Below are 20,560 nucleotides of genomic sequence, written 5' to 3' on the forward strand. Positions count from 1 at the left end.
CCAGCCCCACCAGCCAGACACGAAACCGGGCAGAAGAGACGGACTGTCCCTCCTGCCCGGCAGTGCATGAACAGGGCTGATCTTCAATCAACTACCAAGATCACGCAGTTTTACACCACTCATGAGGCGCTTCTCAATAGTTTCCAGCGAAACATCCTTTGTTTCTGGAACGAAGAGATAAAGTAACACGACACAGATGGCGTTGAATCCGGCAAACAGCCAGAAAGTATTGGGGCCGCCAATCAGCTCCAGCACACTGAGGAATGTCGTGCCGATAAGAAGGTTGCTCAGCATGTTTGTCCCGGTAGAGATGGAGATGCCAAGACTGCGCCCTGCGGCAGGCTGGATCTCCGAGCAGATGACCCACATGAGCGGCCCGGCGGACATGGCGAACCCACCCACGAAGATGATGATCATGCCAAGAGCCAGAAGCTGAAGAGCAAGGGTCGTCGTCCCGTACCACAGCAGGAAGGCAAGAATGGCCATGCTGGCTGCCATGCTGGCATACCCGGCATAGAGGATCGGCTTGCGGCCCCAGCGGTCGGAATAACCAACGGCCACAAATGTCATCAGCACGTTCACAAGGCCGATCAGCGCCGTACACCACATCTGGGCCTCAAGGCTGAAATGGGCTGTCTCCAGAATACGCGGGGCGTAGTACATGATGATGTTGATGCCAGCAAACTGCTGCATGACCATCAGCAACATGCCCAGTCCGAGGGAACGGCGGTAGTTGCTGTTGGTCCGCAGCAGCTTCCAGCCCTCTTCCTTGGTCTGCAACTGCTCGCCAATGGCCTTCAGCTCCTGCCGGGCCTGGGACGGCGCATCACGCAGCTTTGTCATCGTCTCCAGAGCCTCTTCCTCACGGCCCTTGAGCATCAGCCAGCGTGGGCTCTGCGGCAGGCAGAGGAAAATCACCAGAAACACGACAGCCGGCACGGCCTCTACCACCATCATGGAGCGCCATGCACCGGAGGGGGCGAACCAGCTGTTGGAGAAGAAGGCCAGGAAAATACCGATCGTCTTGAGCAGCTGGTACAGCGAGACCATGGCACCACGCTGTTCCGTCCGGGCTACCTCGGAAAGATAAAGTGGCGTGCAGAAGTCGGAAAGGCCCATGCCCATGCCCACCAGCACACGGCAGATGATCATCATGGTGATGGACTGGGAAGCCGCACAGCCAGCCGCCCCTATGGAGAAGAAAGCCGCAGCAGTCGTCAGCGTGTATTTGCGGCCCAGACGCTGGGTCAGCTGTCCCCCTGTCAGGGCGCCAATCGTGGCGCCGACAAGCATACCCCCAACAATCCACTCCAGCGCCACGGTGGAGGCATGGAACTCGATACCAAACGGCCTCAGCACACCGGAAATTACCCCGATGTCCATACCGCACATCAGCCCCGCCAAAGAGGCAAGAATGCAGATGAAAAGCACTCTCCGCCTGGCAGCGGGATCCACAGCAGACCGTGGAGATTCAGCTGTCCCGTTCATAACAATCGGACCTTTATTACTGGAGGGAAAACTCCCTGAAGAGAATCTTCCATATCATAAAAAACAATTTAACCTACGCACCATGACTGACCAGAGGATCACAGTTCTGAGAGGTCGCATAACTCCCTGATCTACCTGATCTTTCAGAAAGACAAACCATATGTCTGCATGGCAGGAAAACAGGGCAGGCCTTAATTTTCCCTTACCTTCCTTTCTCCGGCGCAACGGGCACAGACTCCCTCAATCTCCACCGTGGCAGCCTCAGCCCGAAACCCCTGCCCCCGGGCAGACTGCAACAGCACCGCCGCCACAACATCCTGCTCCAGCTCCTGCACCTGACCACAGCTCCGACAGATCAGGAACTGGGCCCTATGGGCACCCCACGCACCATGGGACGTGCAATGTTCTTCACAGTCCAGCCGGTGATGACAGCCCACAAAGGCGCTCAGGCGCTCTATCCGGTGGATCAGCCCCTGCTCCAGCAGAAAATCCAGAGCCCGATAGACGGTCGGCGGCACGGCCCTCGGCTGATAGGCCCGCAAAAGGGAAAGAATATCGTAAGCGCCCAGCGGTCTGGTTTCCGAAAGAACAAGTCCCAGAACCAGGCGGCGGACCGGGGTCAGTTTCTGCCCGTGATGTCGGCACCAGTGAGTGGCCTCTTCCAGCCGGGCCATGACATCCCGGCTGAACGCCGGCCCGCCCGGTTCCTCCATCCTGTCCGGCTTCCCATGCGCCGCCTTCATGCCGTACCATCCAATGGTGGCACGGCCCAGCGGCATGAGGCCAGTCCGTTGCGGGCCAGCTCCCGATGCAGCACCATCACCGGGGCCCGAAGCTCCCCGATCATCGGGTCGGCTGCCAGGTCCTGTGCCAACGCCTCCACGACCGTGACGGAACGATGCCGCCCCCCGCTACAGCCAACAGCAATGGTGACGTATTTTTTCCCTTCCTGCGCAAAACGGGGCAACACGGTCTGCACCAGCCCCAATACATGGCTGTAAAAAGGCTGGTAGAACGGATCCGCCTTCACATACTCCGCCACGCTGGCCTCCAGCCCCGTATGGGGCCGCAGCTCCTCATCATAATGCGGATTTCTCAGGAAACGGGCATCCAGCACGATATCTGCCTCCCGCGGCAGACCTGCCGGATAGGCAAAAGACATGAGTGCCACGGACAGCATGGTCCCAACCCCGGCACTGAAACGGGCCTCGATCATCTGGCGCAGGTCCGGCAGGGGCAGGTCACTGGTATCTATCACGAAATCAGCCACGGCCCGCAGCGGTTCCAGCAGTCCGGCCTCCTGCTCCAGCGCAGGGCGCAGGCCACCTTCCCCGGCGAGAGGATGGCGCCGCCTTGTGGCGGTGAACCGGCGCAGCAGGACATCATAATCCGCCGTGGCAAAAACCAGCTGAGCCGAGCAGTCTGGTTCACGACGGGCCAGTGTCAGAAAATCCACGATCCGATGGGCATCAAACCCCCGGCTGCGCACGTCCACCCCGATGGCCAGACGGGACCCTGTCCGGGTAATCAGCGCCTCAAACAGGTCCAGCGGCGGATTGTCCACCACCTCGTAATCAAGGTCTTCCAGCATATGAAGGATGGAGGCCTTCCCGGCGCCGGAAAGACCCGTCACCAGAACAATACCCCGTGAAGACCGGCCCTGCATCCTCATACCCATGACCTGTTTCCCTGCATCACGCTGGCGGAACTGCCAGCGCAGTGGAGCATATCACAGTCTCCAACCCACAAGAAACAGACCCCCGCCTGCCTACTCCGGAACAGGCGGAAGTGCCGCAGCCGTAAAGCGGGGCAGACGGATGACAAAGCGGGCCCCACAGATGCGGCTCTGCTGGGTTTCCGGATCCAGCTCTTCCCGGTTCTCTGCGTGCAGGGTTCCCTCGAAGGCCAGAATGATCTGCCGGCTGATGGCCAGCCCCAGGCCGGAATGCTTCCCGAAATTCTCCCCGGGGGGACGTTCCGAGTAAAAGCGCTCAAATATGCTGTCCAGCTTTGCAGGCGGTATGCCAGGCCCGTCATCCTCCACGGCAATCTCTATGGTCGGGCCACCGGGGTAGATGGTGCCATCTTCGGCCAGCTTCGGCAGCCCCTTCATGACACGGACAGCAAGCCGGATGATACCATCCGGCGGGGAAAAGGACTTCGCATTGCCGATCAGATTATGCAGGACCTGGACAAGCCCATCCCGCCCGACCATCACATTGAGGGGTTCTTCCCCTTCCGGAATGGACAGCACCAGCCTGGCAGCATGCTCCTTGCGGGTGGCCTGGTTCACCTCGACAAACAGCTCCAGCAGCGCCACGACATCAACCACCACACGCCCGCCCCGCTTGAGCTCTCCCTCAACCCGGCTGGCAAAGGAAATGTCCGCTATCAGCCGTTCCAGCCGCTGGACATCCCGCCCGAGGATACCAAGCAGCCGGTCCCGGGCCTGAACATCCGCAATGCGGGGCAGGGTATCCAGAGCCGAGCGGATGGAAGACAGCGGATTCTTCAGCTCGTGGCTGACTTCCGATGCAAAACGTTCCACATCATCCATTCTGGCCCACAGGGCCAGTGCACTCTCACGCAGGGTCCGGGCGAGTTCACCAATCTCATCCCGGCGGCTGAGCAGAGCATAGGGCAGACCATCCACCCGCCCCTGCCCGGGCTCACGCATCTCCCGCGACCGCACGACAAGGCGACGCAAAGGCCGGGACAGTGTCATCGCAAAATACCACGACAGCAGGACGGCAGCTCCCATGCTCATCAGCATCATGATGACGATGACCCATCGCACCTTGATGATGGCCCGATCGATATCCGCATTGTGACGGGTCAGCTGAAGGACGCCGACCGTCTCCCCATTCACCACGACGGGCGCCACAACGGTCATGACCAGCTCATGCTGGGCAGTCTGCCGAATATAGGGTGGCAGGTCCTCCCGGGCACTGAGATGGACATCCTCACCCGTATCCTGCCCGAAATTCTGTGATGTCGTCGAATTGTCCAGAGGGACATCCCCCTCTCTGGTCCTGAGAGGAATCAGGGACAGGACCCAGCCATAAATACGGTCAACCACATTGACATTCGGCTGCCAGCGGGTGCCGGATGCCGTCAGGACGCCGCCCCTGGCGCTTTCTGTCAGCAAGGACCCGTTGGGCGCATAAAGCCGGACCTGCGCGTTGCGGCTGAAACGGATCATGTCATCCAGAAAAAGGTGGGCCACCTTCGTATCCAGCTCGACCTCCCCGCTTTCAGGATCGACCTTCTGCGCCTGCTGGAGAACAGAGGCATAAATGCGGGCCTGCTCCCGCAGGCTATCCACACTGTCATTCAGCAGCGTGTTGCGTACCTCATTGATGGAAAGAAGCAGCCCCCCCATGAACAGCAGCGGCAGAAAATTGACCAGCAGAAGCCGGCTCGTCAGCGGCGAAACCCAGCGCCGCAGCCGCACGGCACGCAGATATTCCCAGGTGCTCCGCAGGGGGCTTATCAGCTCGTCATGCCCGGTAATCATGACGGAACCCTGCCAGTGCCGACAGACATGATCTCTCCAGGGCAGGCCATAGGATCACCTCACTCCCGATAGCGGTACCCGACACCGTAAAGGGTCTCGATATGATTGAAACATTCATCCACCCGACGGAACTTCTTGCGGACCCGTTTGATGTGACTGTCGATCGTACGGTCATCAACATAAATGCTGTCCCCATAAGCCGCATCAATCAGCTGGTCGCGGGATTTCACCAGCCCCGGACGCACGACAAGTGCCTTGACGAGCAGAAACTCGGTAACTGTCAGCGCCACTTCCTGACCATTCCAGAGGCACTGGTGCCGGGCTTCATCCAGCGCCAGCGCACCGCGGACCAGGATGCTGCTGCTTGCCCCAGCCTCCCCCGTGATTTCCGCCTGACTGACCTCATGCCGGCGCAGCAGGGCACGGATCCGCTCCACCAGCAGGCGAACAGAAAAAGGCTTGGTAATATAATCATCCGCCCCCAGGCGCAGCCCCATGAGCTGGTCCATCTCTTCATCCTTGGAGGTCAGGAAAATGACAGGCAGGCTGCTCGAACGCATGCGCAGCCGACGCAGAAGCTCCATCCCGTCCATGCGGGGCATCTTGACATCCAGCACCGCCAGGGATGTCGAGCGGGACAGGATACCCTGCAGGGCACTTTCCCCATCCGTATAGACATGAACCGTGAAACCCTCGGCCTCCAGCGTCATCTGAACAGATGTCAGAATGTTCCGGTCATCATCCACCAGGGCAATGACCGGAACCTGCTGGGCCTTGGAACCATGTTTCTCTTCCGTGTGAGACGGAACCACGGGAGGGAAAGTGGTCTTCTTCATGCAAACTCCTGTGCCTTGCAACATAACAAGCAACAAAAAAATCTCAACACAAAGTTAAGACTGTTTACAGCAAATATTAACAGGAAGACGACTGCCAACACATGCCACTATTCTGACAACATTATACATTGAATCCCGGTAATTCCGCTAGCCCATTATGTAAATTGTGTTTTTTTACGCTGCCATCCAAAATTCAGCGCCACCCTTCCCCAGCACTACCTCCCCCCTTGCTTTTGCCGCATGGGACACTATCTCCTAGAGGCACGAAAGGAGCGCATCCTGCCACTGCAATCACGAAAACCCGAAAGGGCATAGTGAGTCGAGTCCGCAGGAAATGTGCTCACGAAGACGGAAACAGGGTCACGATATGACAGAACAGACTTCTCATACCGACATGCCACAGACCGATACCACACAGCACGAAGCCCAGCCGCACAACACGGCATCCCAGGCCGAGGCGCATGAGGCTCACGCTACGGAAGAACAGGCCGGGACCGGCACTGCCGAGGAGCGCATTGCCGCCCTTGAAGAGAAACTGGCTGAGATGGAAGACCGCTGGAAGCGCTCCGAAGCGGACAACCAGAATCTCCGTGCCCGCCACAAGCGCGAGATTGAAGACACCCGCCATTACGCCGTTCAGAAATTCGCCCGTGATGTCGTCGAAGCCGCCGAGAACCTGCACCGTGGCCTGTCCGCCCTGCCCCCGCATGAAGAGGGCGAGGATGCCCTGATCACCCGCCTGCGGGAAGGATTCGAAGGGACAGAGCGCTCCTTCCTCTCCATTCTGGAACGGAATGGCATCACCAGACTGGACCCGACACACGGACCGTTTGATGCCAACCTGCATCAGGCCATGCAGGAGCAGGAAGTCGACCACCTTCCGCCCAACCATGTCGTGCAGGCATGGACGCCAACATGGATGCTGAAAGACCGCCTGCTGAAGCCAGCCATGGTCATCGTCTCCAACGCTTCCTCAACGGGTCAGCCTCCCGAAAAGAAGGACTGATTCCCGGAACGATCACCCGGAGCCTCATGCCGCAGAAGATACTGATCATCCGTCATGGTGCTCTGGGAGATCTCTTTCAGGCGTTTGGAGCCTTTGCCTCCATCCGTCGTGCTTTCCCCCACGACCATGTCACTCTCCTGACAGCCAGTCCCTATCATGATCTGGCCTCGTGCTGCCCGTGGTTCGATGCCATCGCCACGGATGACCGGCCTCCCTTCACCAATCTGCGCCACTGGCTGAAAATCCGCCACATCCTGCGACAGATGGACATGGTGTTTGACCTCCAGAATTCCGGCCGGACAGCCCGCTATTTCCATCTTGTCCGCCCCGGCACTGTTTGGTCCGGCCAGAACAGGCGGGCCAGCCTGCCCCATCTCAATCCACAAGCCCGCCAGATGCACACGCTCGTGCGGCAGGCCGATCAGCTCCGGGCGGCTGGACTCCCTTCCCTGCCCCGTACCGTCCCGGAATTTCTCAAGAACCGAGGCCCATACCTGCCCGCCCCCTATGCCGTGCTCGTGCCCGGGGCCGCACCACACCGCCCGGCGAAACGCTGGCCTGCCCTCCATTTTGCCACGCTGGCACAGGCTCTCGACACGTGGGGCTGCCAGCCCGTCATCATCGGCAGTACGGCGGACCGCCCACTGGCAGACATCATCCGCTCCCGGGTTCCGCAGGCACTGGACCTGACAGGCCGGACGGACCTTCCCGCTCTGGCCGGGCTGCTCCACCGTGCCCTGCTCTGCATAGGCAATGACACCGGCCCGCTGCACATGGCCGCCACGATGGACTGCCCAACCCTGACCCTCTTTTCCGCCGACAGTGACCCGAGACGCTGTGCCCCCCTCAGCATCACGCCCGGGCAGAGCCGGGTACTGGACTGCCCCGACCTCTCCACCCTGCACCCGGAACGGGTTCTCAGACTGCTGGAAGACTGGGGCCGACCCCTCATGCAGGCCCGCCTGACGCTTCAGAAGCATGGTTGATCGACAAAACGTGACCAGCCGACCCTGCCCCGAAAACTGGCAGGAACCGGCAAAAAACCGCCCTTCCTCCATCTGGCTGCATATTAGGGCTTGCAGGACAGCGCCATAAAAGGCCATTTTCGCCCCCATCTCTGTCTGCTGCGCCTTTCCTTTCATACAAGGGCAGCATCCTCTTCTGACCAACAACCAAGGAGTTCCTCCATGCCCGCCATTACCCTGCCCGATGGAAGCATTCGCACCTTCGATGGGGCAGTGACCGGGACAACCATCGCCGAAGCCATCGGGCCGGGTCTCGCCCGTGCCGCCATGGCCATGGAAGTTGATGGCAAAGCCGTGGACCTTGGTTTCACGATCAGCAAAGACAGCACCGTCCGCTTCATCACCCGCAAGGATGATGACGTGCTGGAGATGATCCGCCACGATGCCGCCCATGTCATGGCCGAGGCCGTGCAGGAGCTCTGGCCGGGAACGCAGGTCACCATCGGCCCGAGCATCAAGGATGGTTTCTATTACGACTTCTTCCGGGACAAACCCTTCACACCAGCCGACTTTGAAGCCATCGAAGCCAAGATGGCCGAGATCATCACACGGGGCGATGCCTTCACCCGTGAGGTGTGGGACCGGGACGAGGCCATTGCCTTCTTCGAGAAACGTGGTGAAAAGTTCAAGGCCGAGCTGATCCGGGACCTGCCGGAAAGTGAGGAAATCTCCATCTACCGTCAGGGCGAATGGCTGGACCTCTGCCGTGGGCCACACCTCCGCAGCACGGCGGATGTCGGCAACGCCTTCAAGCTGATGCGGGTGGCCGGGGCCTACTGGCGTGGTGACCACCGCAACCCCATGCTGACCCGCATCTACGGCACGGCATGGCGGGACAAGAAGGAACTGAAGGCCTATCTCCTGCGGCTTGAGGAAGCCGAAAAGCGGGACCATCGCCGCATCGGCCGGGACATGGACCTCTTCCACATTCAGGAAGAGGCGGTCGGGCAGATTTTCTGGCACCAGAAGGGCTGGCGCCTCTACACGGCGGTGCAGGATTACATGCGCCGTGCCCAGAACCGGAATGACTATCAGGAAGTCCGCACCCCGCAGCTGGTGGACCGGACCCTCTGGGAAGCCTCCGGCCACTGGGACAAGTACCGTGAGCACATGTTCATCGCCACGGTGGAGGATGAGGACAAGACCCTCGCCCTCAAGCCGATGAACTGCCCCTGCCATGTGCAGATTTTCCGTCACGGCCTGCGCTCCTACCGTGAACTGCCACTGCGCATGGCGGAATTCGGCGCCTGCCACCGGTACGAACCGTCCGGCTCCCTGCATGGCATCATGCGGGTGCGGGGCTTCACGCAGGATGATGCCCACATTTTCTGCACGGATGACCAGATCGCCGAAGAAACGGCCCGTTTCGTCACCATGCTGGGCGAGGTCTACAGGGATTTCGGCTTCGAGAGTTTCCGTGTGAAATTCTCCGACCGTCCCGAAACCCGTGCCGGGTCTGACGAGGTGTGGAACCGGGCCGAGGGGGCCCTCAAGCGGGCCTGCGAAATGGTCGGCGTGGAGTATGAGCTGAATCCCGGTGAAGGGGCCTTCTATGGTCCGAAACTGGAATTCGTCCTGACCGATGCCATCGGGCGTGACTGGCAGTGTGGCACGCTCCAGGTGGACTACGTCCTGCCGGAACGGCTGGATGCCTCCTACATTGGCGAGGACAGTGCCCGCCACCGCCCTGTCATGCTGCACCGTGCCATCCTTGGCAGCTTCGAACGCTTCCTGGGTATCCTGATCGAACAGTATGCAGGCAAGTTCCCGCTCTGGCTGGCCCCGACGCAGGTTGTGGTAGCCAGCATCGTCACCGATGCCGCCGATTATGCGCTGGAAGTCACCGAACGTCTGCGCAAGGCCGGTCTTCATGCCGAGGCGGATGTCCGCAATGAGAAGATCAACGCCAAGGTGCGTGAGCACAGTCTGGCCCGGGTGCCGGTCATGCTCGTGGTCGGCCGCCGGGAAGCGGAAGAAGGCACTGTCAGCGTCCGCCGTCTTGGTGAACAGGCACAGAATGTGATGGCTGCCGATGAGATCATCGCCGCACTGGTGGAGGAAGCCACTCCGCCGGATATCCTGCGGGCTGCCTCCCGGAAAACGGCCTGATCTCTCCTGCGTCTGCCCCCTTGCACCATACCGGTGCGGGGGGTATGAATCTGAACAGGTAGTTTGAGTCCCGTTGCTCTTTCATCAGTGATGGGGCCGCAGCATCAACAGGAGATGACCATAGCTAGACCGCCGTTTCACGCCGCCCCGAACCGCGATGGGCCACGTGTCAATGAAGAGATCCGGGTGCCGCAGGTACGTGTTATCGACGCCGAAGGCGAAATGATCGGCATCATGCCGACGCGTGAGGCTCTTTCCCGTGCTTTTTCTGAAGGACTGGACCTGCTGGAAATCAGCCCGACGGCGGAGCCCCCGGTTGCGAAGATCCTCGATTACGGCAAGTTCAAGTACGAACAGCAGAAGAAACGTAACGAAGCCCGCAAGAAGCAGAAGGTCATCGAGATCAAGGAAGTGAAGGTCCGCCCGGGTACGGGTGAGCACGACTTCCAGACCAAGGCCAAGGCCGTCCGCTCCTTCCTGGAGGAAGGTGACAAGGTCAAGGTTTCCCTGCGCTTCAAAGGACGTGAAGTGGCCCATCAGGACCTCGGTGCCAAGATGATGCATCGCATCCGTGAGTCCGTGGAAGATATTGCCAAGGCCGAACAGATGCCTCGCCTTGAGAATCGCCAGATGATCATGATTCTGGCCCCGAGCAAGCAGCGGGACACCAAATGATGTTTCCGGCCACCCTGTCCTGAAGGTGGCTTGAGACATGCTCCATGAAAACCCCCGGTCCTGCATGGCAGAGCCGGGGGTTTTTACCTTCATGACCCCACGTTGCAGCGCCCCTCCGGTGAAGAAGGAGCGCATGAGTACGGGAACACCCTCAGGCCACGTTCTCCACCAGAGCATGGCAGCGCTGGCGGCCCAGCAACGTGCAGAGAGTTGACGTGGGTGCGCTCTGATTGAGCGTGTAGAAATGGAAATGCTCCACCCCTTCATCTCTCAGACGCTGGCAGATGCGGTCTGTCACCACGGCACTCAGGCGGGAGCGGATCGGAGCCAGATCATCCACCCCCTCAAACAGGGCTTTGAGTTCCTCCGGCACGGAGGCACCGCACATCCGGGCAAAGCGCCATGCCTGCGACGCCCGACCTATGGGCAGGATGCCCGGCACGATGGGCCTGGTGATTCCTGCCTTCACGGCACGATCCCGAAAACGCAGAAAACTCTCGGGGTTGAAAAAAAACTGCGTGATGGCCCTGTCTGCCCCGGCATCAAACTTCTCCTTGAGATGATCGATGTCTGACTGGGACGACTCCGCTTCCGGATGAGTCTCCGGATAAGCTGCGACAGAAATCTCGAAAGGAGCAACCTTCTTCAACCCCGCCACGAGGTCTGCTGCATAGCGGTAGCCCTGCGGGTGTGGCACGTAGGGCGTTGCCGCCGCCCCTTTTGCCACCGGCGGATCCCCCCGCAAAGCTACGATATGCTTCACTCCATTGTCCCAATAGGCTCTGGCCACATCGTCCACCTCTCCCCGGGACGCATTGACGCAGGTCAGATGCCCCGCAAGAGGAGTCGATACCCTGGCCAACATCTGCCGCAAGGTCTCCAGAGTCCGTTCCCGTGAGGAACCGCCTGCCCCATAGGTGACAGACATGAAGCGGGGCTCATAAGCCGTGAGCCGCTGGGCGACACGCAGCAGAGCTGCGGATTTTTCATCCGTTTTCGCCGGGAAGAATTCAAATGAGACCTCAGGCATGATGCCAGTTCCTTTTACATACGGTTCTACGTAACCCTTGATTGCTGATCCAACGGCAAGCGGCCCATCCAGAGCTTCACCGTCAATTCTCCATCGAGAGAGACAGGGGGGTCTGCTTCCAGCCCTGCCGCCTCGAACCATTGTTTCATGCGGTCATCACTGAAGCCGAGATACATGTGGGCATCCCGTGTGCGGAGTTCCTCACGGTCATGCAGGGCAAAATCCACCACCAGAAGACGCCCGCCGGGGCTGAGAATCCGGGCCGACTCGGCAATGACGGCGGCCGGGTGCTGCGCATAACGCAGCGCCTGATGCAGAATGGTCAGATCAGCCGAGCCTGCAGCCAGTGGCAGGGCATAGAAATTGCCCTGCCGCAGCTTGATCTCTTCTCCATCCGCCGTCCGGTTCTCTTCCAGCTTGACCCGGGCCAACCTCAACATGGAGGGGCTGCGGTCAAACCCGATGGCGCTTTCACACTGCGGGGCCAGAAGCTCGAGCATGCGCCCTGTCCCCGTCCCGATATCCACAACACGCCCGAGCGGTCCATCACCCACCAGTTTCACGATGGCCGACTCGACCGATTCTTCCGAAACATGCAGGGAGCGAATCGCATCCCACTCCGCTGCATGAACCTCAAACCAGTCCTCGGCCTCACCCATACGGACATTCCGCACGGCCTGGAGGCGTTGCCGGTCCGCCCGGCCCATCTCGTCATCATCCTCCTCGTGATAACGCCGCCAATGGTCCAACGCTGCAAAAATGGGCTCCAAGTCATTCTCGTCCCCGAGGGCAAGAAAAACCCAGCTTCCTTCTTTGCGGCGCTCCACCAGTTCGGCCTCCGCCAGCACCTTTACATGCCGGGAAACCCGCGGCTGGCTCTGGCCCAGAACCTGGGCCAGTTCGCCAACTGACAACTCCATTTCGCGCAGCAGGCGCAAAATTCTCAGACGCGTCGGCTCTGCAAGAGCCTGAAAGATTATAAGAGCACGATCCATGCAGACTATATATAATGACTTCATTATATATGCAATATCTGTTGACACATTTAAAAAGCCCTGTCACTTCTGGTTCCCGAAGCACAGCCCGGCCTGTCTCCCCACCCCGTGCAGGGGATGGACCGGACGCTTTTCCCGGCTGCCTCCCGGAGGCAGTCCCGATCTCATCGGTGGGGCAGATACCGCCCGCCCGTTTGCCTTTCTCCCCCGGCGGCACATCCCGCAGGGTGGTGGAAGGCAAATGGAACGGTTCCCACCCAACGCCAGGAGGCATGTCATGACCGTACGCGTCGCAACACTGGGCTTTCCCCGTATCGGTGGTCGCCGTGAACTGAAAAAGGCTCTGGAAAGTTTCTGGGCCGGCAACAGCAGCGAGGCCGAGCTGCTCCAGACCGCCGCCAGCCTCCGCAAGGAGAACTGGACCCGCCAGAAGGAGCAGGGAGCGGACATCATCCCCTCCAACGATTTCTCCCTCTATGACCATGTGCTGGATACCAGCGCCCTGGTCGGAGCCGTGCCGGATATCTATGGCCACAAGGGTGGCAAGGTGGACCTCACCACCTATTTTGCCATCGCCCGTGGCCGTCAGGTCGCCGGTGGGGAAGAGGCCGGGGACCATGCCCACGACTGTTCCTGTCATCACCATGCCGCCACCGATGTTCCCGCTGCGGAAATGACGAAGTGGTTCGACACGAACTATCACTACCTCGTGCCGGAATTCAAAGAAGGGCAGAGCTTCAGCCTCTCCTCCACCAAGATCATTGACGAATACAGGGAAGCCAAGGCCCAGGGCATCGAGACACGCCCTGTCCTGCTGGGGCCGGTAAGCTTCCTGCTGCTGGGCAAGGCCCACGGTGCCGCCTTCAACAAGCTGGACCTGCTGCCGGGGCTGCTCTCCGTCTATACCGAGGTGCTGCGTGAGCTGCGTCAGGCTGGGGCCGAATGGGTCCAGATTGATGAGCCGACCCTGGTGCTGGACCTTGATGATGCCACCCGCAAGGCTTTTGCCCTGGCCTATCAGAGCCTCACCAGTGCCGTTCCTGACATCAGGCTGCTGCTGACGACCTATTTCGGCGGGCTCGGTGACAATCTGGAGACAGCCCTGTCCCTGCCGGTTCATGGCCTGCATGTCGATCTGGTCCGTGCCCCGCACCAGCTGGAGGACGTCGTTGCCAAGGCACGCCCGGACCTGCTGCTCTCCCTCGGCGTGATTGATGGCCGGAACATCTGGAAGGCCGACCTTTCCAGAATTCTGAAGCACATCGCTCCGGTTGCCGCCAAGCGTGACATCATCGTGGCCCCGTCCTGCTCCCTGCTGCACACGCCGATTGATCTGGAGCGTGAGACGCAGCTGGATGCCGAGGTGAAGAACTGGCTGGCCTTTGCCGTGCAGAAGATTGCCGAACTCGCCACCATCGCCAAGGCCCTCAACGAAGGCCATGAGAGTGTGAAGGCCGTTCTGGACGCCTCCGATGCTGCTGCCGAGAGCCGCCGCACCTCCACACGCATCCATAATCAGGATGTGAAGAAGCGTGCCGCCCAGAAGGATGCCAAGCTGACACAGCGTCAGTCCGCCTTCCCTGTCCGCCAGAAGGCGCAGGAAGAGGCCCTGAAGCTGCCGCTCTTCCCCACCACCACCATCGGCTCCTTCCCGCAGACGAAGGAAGTGCGTCAGGCCCGTGCCCGCCACGCCAAGAAGGAACTCTCCACGCAGGATTACGTGGCCTTCCTCCAGAAGGAGACGGCATCCGCCATCAAGTGGCAGGAAGAAGTCGGGCTGGACGTCCTCGTGCATGGCGAATTCGAGCGCAACGACATGGTGCAGTATTTTGGTGAGAAGCTTTCAGGCTTCGTCTTCACCAAACATGCCTGGGTGCAGTCCTACGGTTCCCGCTATGTCCGCCCGCCCATCATCTTTGGTGATGTCTCCCGCCCGGCAGCCATGACGCTCGACTGGTGGCAGTATGCACAGTCCTGCTCTAGGAAGCCGGTAAAGGGGATGCTGACAGGCCCGGTCACGATCCTGAACTGGTCCTTCGTCCGTGACGATCAGCCACGCTCGGAGACATGCCGCCAGATCGCCTTCGCCATCCGTGACGAAGTGCAGGACCTGGAGAAGGCTGGCTGCCCCGTCATCCAGATTGACGAAGCCGCCCTGCGTGAGGGTCTCCCCCTGCGCCGCAAGGACTGGCAGCATTATCTGGACTGGGCCGTGGAAAGCTTCCGTGTCACGGCCAGCGGCGTGCAGGACAGAACGCAGATCCACACCCACATGTGCTACTCCGAGTTCAACGACATCATCCAGGCCATCGCCGACATGGATGCTGACGTGATCTCCATCGAGACGGCACGCTCCAAGATGGAACTGCTGGAAGCCTTCACCGATCACAAATACCCTGCCGAGATCGGCCCGGGCGTGTATGACATCCACTCCCCCCGTGTTCCGTCCGTCGAGGAAATGGTCGAGCTGCTGCGTGCGGCAGAGAAGAAGGTTGCCCGCCGCCAGCTCTGGGTGAACCCGGATTGCGGCCTGAAGACCCGCAACTGGAAGGAAGTCCGCCCGGCCATCACCAACATGGTCAAGGCTGCCGAGATCCTGCGTGGCTGAAGGCTGAAAGAGATGGAACCCGGCTTCGTTACCTAGCACGATCCATCCAATGAAGCCGGGTTCCGGGGGGCGATTTAAAACAGTCTCCCCCACATGGAAAGGGCTCCCTCTCTGGGGAGCCCTTTTCTGTATTTCCGCTTCCATTGTTGCAGGGCATCTGCCCCATGCTCAATGATCAGCCGTTTTCCCACCGGAAGGGACGACATGGCAGGAAAAGAACACATCATCCTTCCCCTCACGGGCAAACGTGACCTCATCACCCTTCGACCACCAGCTATAGCTGCCTGCCACATATTTGGCACCATCAGCCGCCACGACATTGGAAAACACCAGCACACGACCATCCACGGGCAGAATGGCCAATGCCATGATATCTGCTGTCAGATAGGTCACCGTGAAACGGCCAGCAGGCAGGGAAGTCCGCAGGGACCGGACATCATCACCCGCCTTCTTCTCATCCAGGCTGCATGTATAATCGACATCCTGCCGCCCCACGACCTCATCGGCCGGCAGGGGAATCAGGAGATGATTCTCGGCCTTCCGGGCTGGGACGGCCTTTTTGCGGGGTGATGGACCAGGCTTTCTGTCCTGTACCGGTGCGACAGACTGAGCCTGGAGAGACGCAGCCGTTTCATCACCTGCCACGGCCTCATGCCCCCCAGTCCAGACCACGCCCAGCAGCAGCCCACACAGGGAGGCTACCTTCATCCGGTCATATGCCATCAGTCACGACTCCTCTCAGTTCGACACGACGTCTTGCGGCCCTGCGTTCTTCCTCCGGCGGACGGGGCTGGCAGGCCATGAAATACAGACCCGTCACAAACGCCAGCTGCGACAGCAGGCCCAGACGGTTCCACAACCATGTGGCCGGAGAAGACGGAGCCATGAAAACGGATATGGTCTCATAGACCAGAAAGGCCAGACAGATCAGCCGCAGGCTGCGCATCAGCGGGCGCAGGGGATTGAGCGTGTTCGGCCTCACCAATGGGCGGAACCGCTGGAAGCCGACAAACAGCACGATACTGCACAGAAGTACCAGAACGGACTGGACACTCTCGCTGATGGAGGCCCCGTACATCAGCAACGGTGCCAGAAGGCAGGCAAACTGGAGAACGACGGACCCAAGCTCAAAATTGATGCCGATGCTCCAGGCAGACATGGCACCCGGCAGACGGTCCGCAACGGGCTGGAACAGCCTGTCCAGAATGAAATCATCCAGTGCCTGAAGAACCCCCTCCTTCATCCTGTCTCCTTTTCTCTGATACCATGCCATCTTGGCGTGGCCTGACTCCTGGCCGGGAGTATAACAGAACACACCCCTTGACGATATGTAACCAACACACCGAAAACAGACACAGACCCTTCCCCTGCTGAAAGGATGCGCAGCCCTCATGGCTCTACCCGCTTCACTGTTCCGTCCGGCCCTGCTTGCGGTCACACTGCTGACCACCAGCCTCACGGCCCTGCCCGCCCTGGCCGAAACGCCTCCCCAGCCGACCCGGACCCCAGCGGCACCAGCTGCCCTGACCACAACCGATGAGGAAGGCGTTACCCGGGCGACCCTGAAGAACGGCCTGCGTGTCATCATCGTCCAGAACCATCTGGCCCCGGTCGTGCAGACAATGATGAATTACGAAGTCGGGTCCGTGGATACCCCCAAAGGGTTTCCCGGTACGGCCCATGCGCTTGAACACATGATGTTCAATGGCTCGAAGTCCCTCAGCCGGGACCAGCTGGCCACACTCAGCGCACGGCTCGGCAACAACGACAATGCCGATACGACAGCAGACGTCACCCAGTATTACTTCACCGCCCCTGCCAGTGATCTGGACATTCTCCTGCGTATCGAAGCAGGCAGGATGGAGGGCCTGACTCTGAGCGGAGATGAATGGGCACATGAGCGCGGTGCCATCGAGCAGGAAGTCTCCCGTGATCTCTCCAGCCCGATCTATCGTTACCTCTCACAGGTGCGAGGCCTGCTCTACAAGGGGACACCATACGAAGCCGATGCCTTGGGCAGCCGCCCGTCCTTCGATGCCACGACGGTCGATCAGCTGCGGCAGTTCTATGAAAGCTGGTACGCCCCCAACAATGCCGTGCTGGTCATCACCGGAGATGTGGACCCGACCGAAACGCTGAAGAAGGTTGACGCCGCTTTTGGGTCCCTGCCAGCCCGCACCCTGCCAGAACACCCACGGGTTGTGCCGAAACCTGTCGCCAGCCAGACCCTGTCCCTGCCAACGGACCTGCCAGCTGGACTGGTCACGCTGGCATGGCAGATGCCCGGGCAGCGTGACCCCCGCTTTGCCGCCGCCACGCTTCTGGCCGACGTGCTGGCCAGCCAGCGGGCTGATCTCTTTGCCCTCGTCCCGCAGGGAACAGCACTTGAGACCGGCTTCATGTATGCACCAGAAGCCCAGGGCGGCATTGCCACGGCCTATGCGGTCTTCCCGCAGGGTGGCAATCCAGACCCGGTCCGGGTGAAGATGGCCTCCATTCTGGAGCATTACCGCTCCTCAGGCCTGCCGGCAGACCTCATCGAAGCGGCACGGCGGCGGGAAATCGCTGCGCTGGAATTCAACGCCAACAGCATCAGCGGACAGGCGGAAAGCTGGTCCCAGGCTGTGGCCATCCAGCACCTGCACAATCCCCGTGACATGATCCGGGCCTTCCAGACCGTCACCAAAGCCGATATTGATGCTCTGGCACAGGAATGGCTGGACCCCAACCACGCCATCAGTGCGACGCTGACACCCAGCAACTCTGGCAAGCCGCTGGCAGATAAAGGCTTTGGTGGTGCCGAATCCTTCACCAATCCGCCCAAGGAGCATGTCACCCTGCCGGACTGGGCAGAGCAGGCTCTTGCCCGGCTGACCCTGCCCCCAGCCTCCCCCCAGCCTTATGCCACCACACTGCCCAACGGCCTGCGGCTGATTGTCCAGCCCGAGCATGTAAGCCATACAATCGAGCTGTATGGCAGCATCCGCCAGAACCCCGCCCTGGAGCAGCCACAGGGCAAGGAGGGTATAGCCTCCCTGACGGACCGGCTTTTCCTCTATGGCAGCACGCAGCATGACCGGCTCTCGCTGGCCCGTGCCCTTGATGACATCTCTGCCGAAGAAGAAGCCGGAAGCAGCTTCAGCCTCAGCACCCTGACAGATTCCTTCACCACGGGCCTGTCCCTTCTGGCAGAGCACGAGCTGCACCCAGCCTTCCCAGCCCAGGCCTTCGTCATCACACGGGAGCAGGAAGCCCGCAGCCAGCAGGGCACGTTGCAATCCCCCGCCTATCGCTTCGGCCGGGCTGTCAAGAAAGCACTGGTCCCGGCAAAGGACCCGACCCTGCGTGAAGCCACGCCAGAGAGTATCCGGGCCCTCAGCCTCAATGATGTGAACACCTATTACCGGCTGGCCTACCGGCCAGACCTGACAACCATCGTCATCATCGGGGACATTACGCCAGAGGATGCCGTACAGAAAATCACGGCTGCCTTTGGCAGCTGGCAGGCCAAGGGACCGGCCCCGCAGATTGACCTGCCGCCAATTCCCCCCAGCCGTGCCAGCAGAACGGTGGTTGCCGACCCCGGGCGCTCCCAGGACAAGGTAACACTGACAGAAACACTGGGCCTGACCGTCACCAACCCGGACCGTCATGCTCTGGCCGTCGGCAACACCATTCTGGGTGATGGCTTCTCATCCCTCCTGATGCAGGACCTCCGTGTCCGTACAGGGTATGTCTATGGTGTTGGCAGTGCACTGAATTACAGCCGCACACGCAGCAGTTTCTCCATCACCTTCGGAGCGGACCCGGCCAAAGTACCCGCCGCACAGGCCCTGGCCATCAAGGACCTGAACCGGCTGAGGACAAAACCTGTCTCTGACGAGACGCTGGACCTCGCCAAGGCCAGCCTTCTGCGCAGTTTCCCGATGAGCCGGGCCAGCTTCGATTCCCTTGCCGGTCTCTGGCTCTCTCTGATTGATCTCGACCTGCCGCTGGACAACCCGGACAAGGCCGCCAAAGCCGTTTATGAAATGACAGCAACGGATGTGCAGAAAGCCTTCGCCCGGTGGATCCGCCCGACAGACCTGGCCCGCATCATCATGGGGCCCGCACCGGCACGATGAAGGGCAGTCATTCAACCCCCTGAACGAAAAAAGGGCACCCCCACGGGTGCCCTTTTCCATACCTGCCACACGTCAGCGTGACCCATGGCGCACTGCAGGTCAGAGCAGGCCCTCATCCATCAGATAATTCACGGCCTGGAGGATGCGGTTGCCATACAGATGCTCCTTCATGGTCCGCTCCTGCGCCTTCCTGGCCATCTCGAACCGCAGGTCATCATCCCGCAGATACCGGTTCACGATCTGCTCGAAATCATCACGGTTCGAGAAAACCGGAATCTCGTCTGCTTCATAATACCGGCGCAGCTCATAGGTTTCCTCATGAAAAACCTGGAAAGCCCCGGCCGCTGCAGCCTCGAACGTGCGTGGGCCCGGCGTGGACGGGGAAATCATGAAGCGCTTGTTCTCAAAATGCAGGGAGCGGCCCAGATTCAGCACCAGACGTGAGCGGCTATACAACTCGATGAGCTGCTGTTTCTCAATCCGGGCATCTGAGAAGCCCACACCCATCTCACCCCAGCCCGGCCCGATGATACGGATATTGAGCTGCTGGAGCACCGGCATGAGGTTGCGCACGACCTCCTTGCGGGAACTGAAAGCCACACCACAGAAGAGAACATCAATGGTCTTGTCCGCCTGCCTGTCGAGCGGCACATAGTGCTGTTTGGGGCAGGCCCCCAGCGGCAGATGGAACACCCGGTCACGCTGGTAGAAATTGTGCCCCCAGCGGTCGCAGGAAAAGATCACATCAAAATCATTGGCGATCTGGTAATGGGCATCCTGCTCATAGGGGTCTTCCGTGGCCCAGAAGGTCGTCACGGCACCAACCTTTTTCGCAGCCCGTGAGACCTCCCCGAAATAGGTGCTCTCCGGCAGGTAAGACCCCATGGCAAACACCAGGGCTGGCTGAAGGGTATGGATGGCCGAGGCAGCGGCCGTCACATGCACGGACACCACGTTCCCTTTGCCAAAGCAGTCTTCCAGTCCCTCCATGATGGTGGCACGCACCTGGGCATTGGCGTGGCTCTCATAACGGCCACCGCTGCAGAGCAGCACTTTGTGCTCTTTTCTTTTGGGCCTGTTCTTCTTCCGGCTGTCCTTGTCCTTCACGGCGGTCTGCCCTTCACCTGCGCTCATCTGTCACTCCCCC

16 protein-coding genes are annotated in these 20,560 nt (G+C 60.4%); 6 read left to right on the forward strand and 10 right to left on the reverse strand.

Annotated elements, in window-relative coordinates; translation table 11 throughout:
• Window positions 1-87: 87 nt before the first annotated feature.
• From CPA54_RS06420 to CPA54_RS06440, 5 genes are all read right to left on the reverse strand, one after another.
• Window positions 88-1,488, reverse strand: a complete 1,401-nt coding sequence (locus tag CPA54_RS06420; protein WP_052348889.1) for a sugar porter family MFS transporter — start codon at window positions 1,486-1,488, stop codon at window positions 88-90.
• Window positions 1,489-1,679: 191 nt separating this feature from the next.
• Window positions 1,680-2,201 (reverse strand): Fur family transcriptional regulator, encoded by a 522-nt coding sequence (locus CPA54_RS06425; RefSeq protein ID WP_086431376.1) that lies wholly within the window; start codon window positions 2,199-2,201, stop codon window positions 1,680-1,682.
• 26 nt (window positions 2,202-2,227) lie between these two features.
• A complete protein-coding gene (rapZ, locus tag CPA54_RS06430; protein ID WP_373364573.1) occupies window positions 2,228-3,160 on the reverse strand; it encodes an RNase adapter RapZ in 933 nt (310 codons plus the stop codon).
• A gap of 96 nt (window positions 3,161-3,256) precedes the next feature.
• Entirely contained in the window at window positions 3,257-5,005 is a 1,749-nt protein-coding gene (locus tag CPA54_RS06435; protein WP_081562831.1) for a sensor histidine kinase, read from the reverse strand.
• Window positions 5,006-5,064: 59 nt separating this feature from the next.
• Complete coding sequence (locus tag CPA54_RS06440) at window positions 5,065-5,841, reverse strand: response regulator transcription factor (RefSeq protein ID WP_081562832.1); 777 nt, start codon at window positions 5,839-5,841, stop codon at window positions 5,065-5,067.
• Between the two features lie 367 nt (window positions 5,842-6,208).
• Between CPA54_RS06440 and CPA54_RS06445 the strand changes: the two genes are divergently transcribed.
• The 4 genes from CPA54_RS06445 to infC all read left to right on the forward strand — a co-directional run bounded on the left by CPA54_RS06445 (window position 6,209) and on the right by infC (window position 10,656).
• Entirely contained in the window at window positions 6,209-6,847 is a 639-nt protein-coding gene (locus tag CPA54_RS06445) for a nucleotide exchange factor GrpE (RefSeq protein ID WP_052348887.1), read from the forward strand.
• 26 nt (window positions 6,848-6,873) lie between these two features.
• Entirely contained in the window at window positions 6,874-7,833 is a 960-nt protein-coding gene (locus tag CPA54_RS06450) for a glycosyltransferase family 9 protein (RefSeq protein ID WP_249085888.1), read from the forward strand.
• A 201-nt stretch (window positions 7,834-8,034) separates the two neighbouring features.
• Window positions 8,035-9,981 (forward strand): threonine--tRNA ligase, encoded by a 1,947-nt coding sequence (thrS, locus tag CPA54_RS06455; RefSeq protein ID WP_043557991.1) that lies wholly within the window; start codon window positions 8,035-8,037, stop codon window positions 9,979-9,981.
• Window positions 9,982-10,095: 114 nt separating this feature from the next.
• On the forward strand, window positions 10,096-10,656 hold the full coding sequence (infC, locus tag CPA54_RS06460; protein ID WP_043557988.1) for a translation initiation factor IF-3: 561 nt from the start codon (window positions 10,096-10,098) through the stop codon (window positions 10,654-10,656).
• A gap of 151 nt (window positions 10,657-10,807) precedes the next feature.
• On the opposite strand, the gene metF is transcribed toward infC, so the two are convergent.
• Window positions 10,808-11,686: a methylenetetrahydrofolate reductase [NAD(P)H] gene (gene metF / locus CPA54_RS06465; RefSeq protein WP_043557985.1), complete on the reverse strand. Its 879-nt coding sequence runs from the start codon at window positions 11,684-11,686 to the stop codon at window positions 10,808-10,810.
• A gap of 26 nt (window positions 11,687-11,712) precedes the next feature.
• Window positions 11,713-12,705, reverse strand: coding sequence for a metalloregulator ArsR/SmtB family transcription factor (locus CPA54_RS06470; protein ID WP_227449691.1), 993 nt, complete (start codon window positions 12,703-12,705; stop codon window positions 11,713-11,715).
• Between the two features lie 253 nt (window positions 12,706-12,958).
• Between CPA54_RS06470 and metE the strand changes: the two genes are divergently transcribed.
• Window positions 12,959-15,289, forward strand: a complete 2,331-nt coding sequence (metE, locus tag CPA54_RS06475) for a 5-methyltetrahydropteroyltriglutamate--homocysteine S-methyltransferase (RefSeq protein ID WP_043557978.1) — start codon at window positions 12,959-12,961, stop codon at window positions 15,287-15,289.
• A gap of 168 nt (window positions 15,290-15,457) precedes the next feature.
• Here the strand turns inward: metE and CPA54_RS06480 are convergent, their stop codons facing one another.
• Together CPA54_RS06480 and CPA54_RS06485 are read right to left on the reverse strand one after the other, a co-directional pair.
• Window positions 15,458-16,012, reverse strand: a complete 555-nt coding sequence (locus tag CPA54_RS06480; RefSeq protein ID WP_249085870.1) for an MliC family protein — start codon at window positions 16,010-16,012, stop codon at window positions 15,458-15,460.
• Window positions 16,002-16,532, reverse strand: a complete 531-nt coding sequence (locus tag CPA54_RS06485) for a hypothetical protein (protein ID WP_043558433.1) — start codon at window positions 16,530-16,532, stop codon at window positions 16,002-16,004. The genes CPA54_RS06480 and CPA54_RS06485 overlap by 11 nt, the downstream gene beginning before the upstream one ends.
• 148 nt (window positions 16,533-16,680) lie before the next feature.
• Between CPA54_RS06485 and CPA54_RS06490 the strand changes: the two genes are divergently transcribed.
• On the forward strand, window positions 16,681-19,413 hold the full coding sequence (locus tag CPA54_RS06490; RefSeq protein ID WP_249080172.1) for a pitrilysin family protein: 2,733 nt from the start codon (window positions 16,681-16,683) through the stop codon (window positions 19,411-19,413).
• 99 nt (window positions 19,414-19,512) lie between these two features.
• On the opposite strand, the gene CPA54_RS06495 is transcribed toward CPA54_RS06490, so the two are convergent.
• Complete coding sequence (locus CPA54_RS06495; protein ID WP_081562839.1) at window positions 19,513-20,547, reverse strand: glycosyltransferase; 1,035 nt, start codon at window positions 20,545-20,547, stop codon at window positions 19,513-19,515.
• Window positions 20,548-20,560 lie beyond the last annotated feature (13 nt).

The sequence above is a fragment of the Parasaccharibacter sp. TMW2.1890 genome (assembly GCF_023337645.1).
Lineage (GTDB): Bacteria > Pseudomonadota > Alphaproteobacteria > Acetobacterales > Acetobacteraceae > Bombella > Bombella apis.